Origin of the sequence: Pullulanibacillus pueri (assembly GCF_014639255.1) — a bacterium.
In the GTDB taxonomy this organism is placed as follows: Bacteria; Bacillota; Bacilli; order Bacillales; family Sporolactobacillaceae; genus Pullulanibacillus; species Pullulanibacillus pueri.
Genome location: NZ_BMFV01000063.1, coordinates 1 through 9,503 on the forward strand (window position 1 = coordinate 1; position 9,503 = coordinate 9,503).

General features: G+C 36.0%; 6 protein-coding genes and 1 pseudogene. 6 read left to right on the forward strand and 1 reads right to left on the reverse strand.

Going from position 1 to position 9,503, the window contains the following annotated elements:
• A pseudogene (locus IEV91_RS21160) lies at positions 1-364 on the forward strand (glycoside hydrolase family 38 N-terminal domain-containing protein); the annotation flags it as partial.
• Between the two features lie 338 nt (positions 365-702).
• Here IEV91_RS21160 and IEV91_RS21165 read toward each other — a convergent pair.
• Complete coding sequence (locus tag IEV91_RS21165; protein ID WP_188499410.1) at positions 703-2,451, reverse strand: class I mannose-6-phosphate isomerase; 1,749 nt, start codon at positions 2,449-2,451, stop codon at positions 703-705.
• 241 nt (positions 2,452-2,692) lie between these two features.
• On the opposite strand from IEV91_RS21165, the gene IEV91_RS21170 reads away from it, so the two are divergent.
• From IEV91_RS21170 to IEV91_RS21190, 5 genes are all read left to right on the forward strand, one after another.
• Entirely contained in the window at positions 2,693-3,430 is a 738-nt protein-coding gene (locus tag IEV91_RS21170) for a GntR family transcriptional regulator (protein WP_188499411.1), read from the forward strand.
• A gap of 241 nt (positions 3,431-3,671) precedes the next feature.
• The gene (locus tag IEV91_RS21175; protein ID WP_188499412.1) at positions 3,672-4,598 is read left to right on the forward strand and encodes an ROK family protein; all 927 of its coding nucleotides are present in this window, start codon (positions 3,672-3,674) and stop codon (positions 4,596-4,598) included.
• Positions 4,599-4,770: 172 nt separating this feature from the next.
• Complete coding sequence (locus tag IEV91_RS21180) at positions 4,771-6,414, forward strand: extracellular solute-binding protein (protein ID WP_188499413.1); 1,644 nt, start codon at positions 4,771-4,773, stop codon at positions 6,412-6,414.
• A gap of 67 nt (positions 6,415-6,481) precedes the next feature.
• On the forward strand, positions 6,482-7,372 hold the full coding sequence (locus tag IEV91_RS21185) for an ABC transporter permease (RefSeq protein WP_188499414.1): 891 nt from the start codon (positions 6,482-6,484) through the stop codon (positions 7,370-7,372).
• A gap of 17 nt (positions 7,373-7,389) precedes the next feature.
• Complete coding sequence (locus tag IEV91_RS21190; protein WP_188499415.1) at positions 7,390-8,271, forward strand: carbohydrate ABC transporter permease; 882 nt, start codon at positions 7,390-7,392, stop codon at positions 8,269-8,271.
• The last annotated feature ends 1,232 nt before the right edge of the window (positions 8,272-9,503 follow it).

The window sequence follows — 9,503 nt, forward strand, 5'->3', positions numbered from 1 at the left end:
TATAGATCAATTACCAGGAACGGGAATTGATTATTATTGTATTCAGGAAGGACTGGCTTATATATCAGATGAAAGTGGGCTGTTAATTGCGACGCCAGATACACCTTTAGTTCAGCTAGGTCCTTTAGAATATGGCCAGAGACTTGTGCATGGACAACAAACAGGTAAAGAGCCAAATCACTTATATTCATGGGCGTTAACAAATTATTGGGAGACAAATTTCAAAGCCACACTTGGAGGGTTTTATGAGTTTCGCTATATTGTAAATTGGGGTCATCAAATTGATTCTGCTGATAAAGCCATTCAACTTTGTCAAAGCTTAAACGTAGGAACAACAGCATTTAGGATCAATCCCCACGGATAGCAGCAAAAGGCAATATTCTTAAGCTTATTTTTAAATAGTCTTTAGGAGGAATATATAAAAAAACAGCAGAGATTCTGCTGTTTTTTTAAAAAGAAAAGAAAGAAATTTGGGTCATCAGGAGATGTGGATTTACGCTTCAGAACGCTCGCATTCCTCGGGCACAGAGTTTAAGGTTTCTAGTCATTTGTGGGAGCAGCAATCTTTTGTGAGGGCGTACCTTCTTATGTGTACGCGGCCATTTGCTAGTTTCACTTTTTTTCGTAGACCTTTTGGTAGTGCCTTTCAATCTAGTGTCGAATGAGTTTTGAGTAGTAAAGGTAGATATAATATCTGTTTAGCTAGACTCTTACATAAGCTTTAATAGTTGCGATGGTTTTACCATTAGATCTTCCATAGGGTCTAATGGTATAGTGCTTCACGTTTTCAGGAATGAAGAAGGTTTCGGCATAGTGAACAATAAAGGGTTCAAATGTATGGTCAGGGCTTTCAACAATGGCTTCTTCACCTTCAATGAGGTTTAATACGTTAACGCTATCATTAGTGTGGTGAAGGACCTTTGATGAGAACCAGTGTCTTCGCGTCTCAATAAATTCTCTCTCATGAAGACCTGTTTTTTCTTCAATCCAGCCTTCACCTTCTGCTACTTTTTCGATACGGTTAATCAGCTGCTTCCTGACCCATTTTTCATCTCTATCCCATTGAATCACTTTTTCGCCATGTTCTAAATGAACAGGTCGTGGCAAGCCATCTAAACCTAATCGCCCCCAATCCCATAATTTAAAAGTGAAGATATAAGGGGTTGCGCTGATTTCAAGGACCATCGCATTTTTTCCGGAACAATGGACAGTTCCTGCTGGGATTAAAAAGTGGTCGTGTTTTTTTGCAGGAAATTGATTGATATATTTTTCATCATCAAAAATAATGTCACCTTGGTTTGCGGCATGGAGCTCCTTTAACATCTCTTCTTTATTAACATCGTCTTTAACGCCTAAATAAACAGTCGCATCCTCTTTGGCATCGAGCATGTAATAACTTTCATCTTGTGTATAGTGCATTCCGAAGGTTTCTTGGATATATTCAGTCAATGGATGGACTTGTAGGCTTAAATTCTGACCATCCATAGTATCTAGAAAATCAAAGCGGATAGGAAATTCTGTACCAAATCTAGCATGAACTTTATCTCCGAGAAGTTCAATCGGATGTTGAAAGACGAGATTAATAGCAGGGACGACAATCGCCACATCGCCATAGCGAAGACGAAGGCCGTTTTCTTCAATGACGCCATCGAAACACCATGCATAGTTGTCCTCGGAGCGATCCAAATCTAAAATTTCCTTCATCCATTGGCCGCCCCAGACACCCGGAACGAAGTGAGGGATCACTCGAAAAGGTTGGTTGACCGTTTGTTTTAGCCCTTCTAAGTAACTGTGGCCATCCACCATTTTAGGGGCATTCAACTCATTAGTATCTAGTAAATAATCGATGTGATGAAACAGTCGCTTTTTATGTTTATCCGCTGCTCGCCATTCGATAAAATAGCCTCTTTTGAATTTACGCAAGGGATCTTCATCATGATTAGAACTTTTCCAGTTTGGTAATTCACTAGAGTTATAGCGTTTTTGAATTTCCCATCGTGTTAAATCAGCGTAAACGAGAAGATCTGGATCAACGACGAGCTGGGCGCCAACACCATAAATGACAACAAGACCCCTCTGTAAGCTATTGAGTTTCTCCCTTGCCTTATCTAGAGAAGCAGGGTCAAAAAAGTCATTCAGGGTACGGGTACTTAGAACACCAAAAACTCTATCGTCAGTTAAATTGGGTTCAATCAATTTATCAATGGTTTCAGTTGGATAGGTTAAATCATCAGAAAAGAGGGTCATTGTAGGTTTCATTGGAGCAATTATGTTTCTTTCTATTTCTTCATATCTCACTCCAGGATAACAGTCAATCATAACGACGGTCTTTTCTTTTTGAAGAGATTTAACTGAAACTAATAATTCATCAACAATATCAGGATAGCCCTTCCATGCAGTATTTTCAGCATTCGAAATCAATATTTCTGGATACTTTTCATAACTTGTCATTTTTTCACCTGCATTTTTATAATATTTGTTAATCTATATATCAAACAATATCATAATGTTATAACAATATCAACAGATTTAAGTATGAATGTAATGATATTCGTATTGTTAACTTAATAACAATGGAAAATGTTAAATTTGTTATGTTAAAATGAAGGATAATTTGTCATAATGTAATTACGATAGTAGACATTAGCTGCTAAATAGCTATAGTGTATTAAAAGTAGAAGGGTGAAACTTAATGGAAAAATTAAATAAGAATAAAGATGCATCTCCACTATATGCACAAATCGCAGAGGAGATTCGTAATAAAATCGAATTAGGTGTTTGGCAACCAGGGGATAAAATCCCGGCAGAATTAGAGCTTTGTGAATTTTATGATGTGAGTCGGATTACAATACGTAAAGCTATAGATGAACTGGTTCATGAGAAATTACTCCATCGCGAACGCGCTAAAGGAACCTTTGTTCTCGATCTATCTACTAAAACAGACAAACAAGAGAATTACACCTATGTGAAGAGTTTTACAAAGGAAATGGCTGAAATTGGAGAAAAGGCAGAAACATTGAAGGCAGAAATCAAATTGATTACGGCCAATAAAGAACTCGCTCGAAAATTAATGTTGAATGAAGGAGATCAAGTTCTCCAATTAAACCGGGTCAGGGGAATTAATAATAAAGGCTTTGTTTACTTTAAAACTTTCATTCCTCATGATAAGTATTTCTCACTAAACGCAAAAGATTACTATGGATCTTTTTACGAATTACTTAAAACAAAAGGAATAATTGTTAACCAGATAAAGGAATATATTGAAGCGACAAAACCAACACAGGAAGTCATGGAGAATTTAAATGTTAACGAAGACGAGCCTATTCTAAAACGTGTTCGAATAGGGAAACAGAAGAATACTCAATTCAGGGAGTATACTGAATGCCATTATATTGGTAGCCAGTATCGCTATCATATTAATTTTATCTAATTTTTTTGTAATAAAAGTATAACTTTATGGAAGACCTTATAAGTGTAACTAAGGCTTATCACATTAAGGCCTGGCGACAACCTTAGTGTGGATTACGAAAGCACGAACATCAGGCAGTGCTTAGCGAAGAGATGAAGTATAAGCCAAGTTTTCTAAAAAGATATTGATAAGTTATAAAATGTGTGATAAATTTAAAGACATAATGTTATTACATTATAATGATAAGCAGGGAGGGGAGATTTTGACAAAGTGTGTGGTGACCTTAGATATAGGGGGTACATCCATTCATACGGCGGTCGTTGTTGATGGCATTGTCCAAGAAAAAACAATGACGACATATCCCTCATTGGCAGACAGGTCTAAAAATATTGTCATCGATCACTTTACAACTATAGTTAATAATCAAATCCAAAACTTCATGGAAAGTGCTCATAGCGCTATACCTGTTTTGGGAGTTGGAATCGCGTTTCCTGGGCCTTCTGATTATGAAAAAGGTGTTTCTTATATTAAGGATTTGGATAAATATGAATCTTTATATGGTGTAAACCTAAAAGAGGAACTGTACAATTCGATAGTTAAGGATCCGTTTATTAACAGACATATCTCAAAGGATTTTTCAGTTTATATGGAAAATGATGCTACATTATTTGTATTAGGTGAATTTAAAAGAAAATATAAAAGTAAAGGAGTAAAAAAAATAGCGGGCTTTACACTAGGGACGGGAATAGGATCTACTTTTATAAATGATGGATTAATAGTGAGGGGGGAGTACGGCATCCCTAAAACTGGCTTTATTTACAATGTTCCCTTTAAAGATGCGACGATTGATGATTATATATCCAAACGTGGAATACTTAAGCTCGCTAGTCAACATAACTTAGATTCGAGTCAAATAAATGTAAGCGATTTAGCTAATTCTGCAAGAAACGGTGATAACCAAGCAAAGGTCATATTTAGAGACTTTGGAGAACTTTTAGGTGAAGCTCTTTATCCATTCATTTCTTCCTTTGAACCTGAAGTTATTGTATTTGGAGGCCAAATATCAAAGAGTTTTAAGTTATTTAAATACCCGTTTTTGCAAAAGTTATCCCTTGAAAATATAAGAGTAGAGACTTCAAGCAGTGCACTCTACAGCACATTTATAGGTGCAGATAGTTTAGTAATATAAGAGGGTTTATGCATTGAAAAGGTAAATTTCAAACGCGCTATAATAGGTAGAATATCCATATAGTAAAGAGAGCAAACTGGGAATTTCAGAGGAGTTATATTCAAAACGTATAAGCCAAATAAGATGACTTATAAAGACAATGAGATTTAATTTAATCAAAGGAGACGAAAACATGAGAAAACAAATTTTGGTTTTGCTATTATGTATCTCAATCCTATTGGCTCTGGCAGCATGTGGACCTGAAGGGAAATCAACAACAAACAACGATACGGACAAAAACACCGCATCGGCACCTGGGCCATTCGGTAAGTATGATGATACAATAAGCTTTACAATCGGGCGTCAAGGTGTTGCTGGAAACACTTTGCCGAAAGGTGATACTTTAGAGAGCAATGATTATCTCAAATACGTAGAGAATAAACTAAATATTAAGATCAAGTATGATTTTTCTGTAGCTGATGCAGACGCATACAAACAGAAAGTCAATTTAGCTATTGCGAGTGGGAACATACCAGATGTCATGATTGTGAATGAACAGCAATTTAAACAATTAGAAAAAGCCGGGATGCTAGAGGATTTAAGCAGTGCATATAGCAAATATGCATCTCCGTTGATCAAAGGATACTATGATTCATTTAATGGTCGTGTCTTGGATACAGTTAAGAAAACAAGTGGTGGGAAGCTCGATGCACTACCGGATACAAATATCTTTGGACAACAGCAACTTCTCTGGTTACGTAAAGATTGGTTAGATAAGTTAAACTTGAAAGTGCCAAAGACAACTGATGAATTAATTACTGTTTTAAAAGCATTTAAAACACAAGATCCTGATGGCAATAACAAAAATGATACATTAGGGTTATTAGGGGACCCACACGTGTTTCAAATGGGAGGATTCTTTACGTTTGATCCGATTTTTAATGCCTATCACGCTTACCCAGATTCTTGGATTAAAGACTCATCTGGTTCGATTGTAAATGGATCTATTCAGCCGGAAATGAAGCAGGCATTGGCTAAGTTACAGGAAATGTATAAGCAAGGTTTAATTGATAAGGAATTCGTAACTAAAAACTTTGATAAAGATGCGGGATTAGTTGCCGATGGACAAGCCGGAGCAGTATTTGCCCCATGGTCTGGAGCATGGATGTTATCAGATGCTGTGAAAAATAATAAGAAAGCAGAATGGATACCAGTCCTTGCTCCTCTAGATGGACAGAACAAATACAATGTAATGTTGGCTGCACCCTCCGGCAGTTACCTTGTCGTGAAAAAAGGCTATGCGCATCCGGATGCTGTTGTCAAAGCCTTAAACGTAGAATACCAGGGACTACGTTTAAAGGATCCAAAGGCGGCAGATATCTACAAAGACTTAGGAGTGAGTTGGTTAAACTGGCCATTAAACTTACAATTAAATAATGAAAATGATGTCCCTGATAGCGCCAAGATATACGATAAGGCTATTCAAACAGGGGATACAAGTGATTTAACCCCTAGCCAGAAACAGACATTTCAGTCAATTAAGAATAATATTAAGTCTCCTAAATCTAGTATGGCTGATTATGGAAACTGGCTGGCCTATTATGTTGGAGCTAAAAAGCTAAGTTCAAGTAAATTGAATAGGATCGAACCTGCCTTCACTGGCACTACCAAAACAATGGATAGCAGAGGAAGTAATCTTACAAAGTTAGAAAATGAAACATTTTTGAAAATAATTACGGGTCAAGCCTCAGTAGATAGCTTTGATTCCTTTGTAAAAGAGTGGAAAAAAATAGGTGGAGACACGATTACCAAGGAAGTTAACACAGCAGTAAAATAATCTTTAGTAAAAGGATAAACAGGGTATCAAAACTATTGATACCCTGTTTAATAGACGAGGTGTAGACATGAAAAATAAAAAGTTTATATATAATTATCATCTCATGCTGTTTCCAGGGGTTATTTTACTGATTTTATTTCAAATAATTCCCATGTTTGGGATTTCTATAGCGTTTGAGGATTTCATTCCAACTAAAGGGATACTTCACTCACCCTGGGTAGGATGGGATAATTTTAAATACATGTTTAATATGCCAGATAGCTATCAAATTTTTGTGAATACCATTGTGATAGCTGTGATGAAAATCGTTGCTGGATTAATAGTTCCCTTTGTTTTTGCTCTTATTCTTAATGAGGCATTGAATCGGAAATTCAAAAGAACTGTGCAAACCATTGTGTATTTACCTCACTTCTTGTCTTGGGTTATTCTTTCGGGTATTTTGATTAATATGTTAAGTGTTAACGGCATTGTTAATGCAGTAGTACAAGCATTTGGCGGGGATCCAATTATGTTCTTAGCCAGCAACCATTGGTTTCGTCTAGTCTTAGTCACAAGTGATGTTTGGAAGGAATTTGGATTTAATACCATTATTTATCTAGCTGCACTAACCTCGATTAATACGTCGCTTTATGAAGCCGCAGCTATTGACGGTGCGGGTAGATGGAAAAGATTAACCAAAATTACGATACCACTTTTAATTCCTACTGCTGTTTTATTAACAACGTTGAGTCTAGCCAATGTGTTGAATGCAGGCTTTGAACAAATTTTAAATTTATACAACCCAATTGTATATCAGACTGGGGATGTAATTGATACTTATGTCTATCGGGCCGGGTTATTGCAGGCACAATTTGGATTAGCTACTGCATTGGGCTTGTTGAAATCCGTCATCAGTTTTATATTAATTGCCATATCATATAGACTAGCCTATAGATTTGCAAATTATCGGATATTCTAGAAAGGAGGAAGTGACTGATGGTACGTGATCGAAATCTTGCAGTAGACATCATTATCTACGGTGTTCTTACCTTAATTGCAATCCTGTGTGTGGCACCGATTCTGAATACACTTGCACTCTCCTTTAGTAGCAGGATAGCAGCTGTGTCCGGTAAAGTCTTTTTTCTCCCGGTGGACTTTAATCTAGCATCTTATCGGGAAGTGCTAAAGGATCATGCATTTTTCAGAGCGTTCGGTGTTTCTGTTGAAAGAGTTGTTCTTGGAGCAGCGATTAATTTTATTATTTCTGTTTTGATGGCATACCCGTTAAGCAAAAGTAGGAGGATATTCCCTGGACGTAATATTTATATGTGGTTATTAATATTTACTATGCTTTTCCAGGGAGGACTTATTCCATTATACATGACAATAAACACTTATGGGTTATTGGACTCAATCTGGGCGCTAGTCTTACCCACAGCAGTGCCTGTGTTTAACATTATTCTACTCGTCAATTTCTTCAAGGGGATTCCGAAGGAATTGGAGGAAGCGGCGAGTATTGATGGCGCTGGGCCATGGAAAATCTTATTTTACGTATATATCCCAACTTCAGTACCTGTTTTGGCCACAATAACTCTATTTTCAGTTGTGTTTCATTGGGATTCCTTTTTTGATGGAATGATCTACATGCAACATCCAGAGAACTGGCCACTACAGACATATATTCAGCAAGTAGTGGTCAATGCGAATCAAATGAATAATGTTACAGATCCATCAGAAATCAAACGTTTAATGGCAGTTTCCAATCAAACATTAAATGCTGCAAAAGTTTTTCTATCAATGATACCAATACTTGTTTTTTATCCCTTTTTGCAACGGTATTTTGTCTCCGGTATCGTATTGGGTTCTGTCAAAGAATAAATATAGTGATTTTGTTTGAAAATGCGGTACTTAAGAAAGAGATAAAGTAAATATGTCATGAAACTATCTTTGAAAGATTAATTAAAAAACAAAAATAGAAAAAGCGAGCTGATCAAAGAGAGGGTATGTCTTTTAAAAAATGATCACATGCTACTTAAAAAAGATTAGTCTTCATTGATAAAAGGGGCATTATTTGTTATATTGCGCATCTAATATGCAAACGTCTTCTGATTTAGAAGGCGTTTTTTGTGCGACGGGCAGTCGTACCGCCTTGACTTACGCACGGAGAATCAGTGATTAAAGGAATGTGTGAACTTATCTAATGATAAACACACAGCATCTGAATGAAAAGCTGGTTTGCATGAGAATGAAAGGGCCTCCTTGGGGTTTTCTTTTCCTGTTCGGACCATTTTTCAGGACAATGTACCTCAAAAGTATGTTGAAAGTCGTGGATTTTAGGACTATTATTGTATTCAATTGTTTATTAAATGTACACTTTCATCCACCTGATTTTTGGATAATTTAGGGGGTTGCCTATCATTTGGAGGCAAATCAGTAATCAGCTTAGAAGTTTTTAAATATCACTAGTGGCCACAAATTTATAAAAAGTAAATTGTAATTTTAATGAAATGTATTGACTATTTAGGGTTTTGAGGATACTATAGCAAATAAACATAATGTTATAACATTATGATGATTAAATCAACTTTACAACTTACTTGAGTGAGCGGTAAGTAAAATTATAATTTTAAAGGAGGGTGGGGTATTAAGTTTGTGAGCGTCTTTAATATTGAAGAATAGGATCCAGGACTTTTTCGTTAATTCTTTTTAAAAATTGTTAAGAGTTCAATTTATGAAAGCCTAATTTTTGAATTATCGATCATAAAGGTGTAACCATGAAAAGTTGAAATGGATTAATTTTATTGTGTTTAAAAATACAGGAATAAAATAAAGAAATAAAGATGCGTTAACTTTTTAATGCACTCCTAATTCCACGTTTATATCTATAATGAACATATTGATAGAAAATAATTATGGCAGAAAGGAAGAACGCAATGCAGAGACCAAAAAAGAAGTGGAAAATTCATGTTATTCATCATTCACACACAGATATTGGTTATACAGAAAGACAGGAAAGAATTGAACAGTTTCATGTTGATTATATCAGGCAAGCTATTGAAATTAGTAATAAATCTCGTTCGGGTGTGCGACCGGAATGGGAAGGTTTCAAG